1 protein-coding gene is annotated in these 998 nt (G+C 66.6%); it reads right to left on the bottom strand.

What is annotated here, in order from left to right:
- Positions 1 to 998: class I tRNA ligase family protein (locus tag H1D44_RS20695; RefSeq protein ID WP_181517152.1), on the bottom strand; the 998-nt coding region annotated here is incomplete at both ends.

The raw sequence follows: 998 nt of genomic DNA, 5'->3' as shown, positions 1-998 counted from the left end.
TCGAGCAGCACGGCGCGGGCCGCCTGGTACTCCTTGAGCTTGCCGCGCTCCTTCTCGACCACCGCTTCCGGCGCCTTGGCGACGAAGCTCTCGTTGGAAAGCTTCTTCTCGATGCCACCGATCAGCTTGTCCTGCTTGTCGATCTCCTTGGCCAGGCGGGTGAGCTCGGCGTCCTTGTCGATCAGGTCGGCCATGGGCACCAGCACTTCCATGTCGCCGACCAGCTGTGTGGCGCAGAGCGGCGCCGCACTCGGGTCGTCGAGCCAGGTGGCGCTTTCCAGCTTGGCCAGCTTGGCGAGGAACAGGCGGTTGGCTTCCAGGCGCTCGCGATCGGCTGCCGAGCCCTTGGTCAGCAGCACCTCGAGCGGCTTGCCCGGGGCGATGTTCATCTCGGCGCGCACGTTGCGTACCGCCACGATCACGCCCTTGAGCCACTCGATGTCGCGGGTGGCCTGCTCGTCGAGCAGCGCCTCATCGGCAGTGGGCCAGGGCTGGGCCATGATCGAGTCGTCCCCGTCACCCTGGAAGGTGCCGGCCAGCGGCGCCACGCGCTGCCAGATCTCCTCGGAGATGAACGGCATCATCGGATGGGCCAGACGCAGGATCGCCTCCAGCACGCGCACCAGGGTGCGGCGGGTGCCGCGCTTGGCCGCTTCGCTGGCGCCGTCGTCCCACAATACCGGCTTGGAGAGCTCCAGGTACCAGTCGCAGTACTCGTTCCAGACGAACTCATACAGCGCTTGCGACGCATGATCGAAGCGGAACTCCTCCATCGCCTTGGTCACCTGGGCCTCGGTCTGCTGCAGACGCGAGACGATCCAGCGGTCGGCCAGCGACAGCTCGACGTTCTCGCCCTGACCTTCGAGAGAGGCCCCGCAGTCCTGGCCCTCGGCGTTCATCAGCACGTAGCGCGAGGCGTTCCACAGCTTGTTGCAGAAGTTGCGGTAGCCGTCGAGCCGGCCCATGTCGAACTTGATGTCGCGCCCGGTGGTGGCCTG

Source organism: Billgrantia kenyensis (genome assembly GCF_013697085.1).
Classification (GTDB): Bacteria; Pseudomonadota; Gammaproteobacteria; order Pseudomonadales; family Halomonadaceae; genus Halomonas; species Halomonas kenyensis.
Note: the sequence above shows the minus strand (reverse complement) of the source record. Positions and strands in the feature narration are given on the sequence as shown.